Annotated in this window: 1 protein-coding gene; it reads right to left on the bottom strand. The window is 41.4% G+C overall.

The features are described 5' to 3' along the window. Position 1 precedes the first annotated feature (1 nt). The coding region (locus T472_RS05725; protein WP_023863400.1) for an IS1182 family transposase at positions 2–512 on the bottom strand (511 nt) is incomplete at its 5' end.

Consider the following 512-nt stretch of genomic DNA (forward strand, 5'->3'; position numbering starts at 1 on the left):
ACTAGTCCCCTAAGAGAGCAAATATCCTCTTCATATTTGCAGCGAAGATGGTGAATGCTCCTTGTAGTTCCATTCCAAACAGACCACGTCCTGATGCTACATCATAACCATGGCCATGTTTCAACTCACTGTTCTTAGCTTCAATTTTATACCGTTCTTTTGCCAGAGCCTTGAATTCTTCAGTTTCCTGGTATGTCTTCTGTTCCGAATGGATAGTTGACATCAATGTGACCGAGAATGACTTGGTCTTTGATCCTTCCTTGTAGCAGCCTTCACGATACGGGCAAAGCTTACACTTCTCAATATCAAAGAAGTAGGTTCTTACTGCTGCCGAACCGGTTTTTTCCCTCTTTTTCTTTCCTGTTATTGTTTTCTTTATGCTCATGTGTCCTGCTTTGCAGACATACATCCCAGCATCTTTGTTGAAGGTGAAGTTCGGTGAATTCTTGTTTGGGCTATGTGTCACAGATTCGCTTAATCTGGATACAAGTTTTATTTTACGTACTTTTGCC

It is taken from the genome of Youngiibacter fragilis 232.1 (assembly GCF_000495435.3).
Classification (GTDB): domain Bacteria; phylum Bacillota; class Clostridia; order Clostridiales; family Clostridiaceae; genus Youngiibacter; species Youngiibacter fragilis.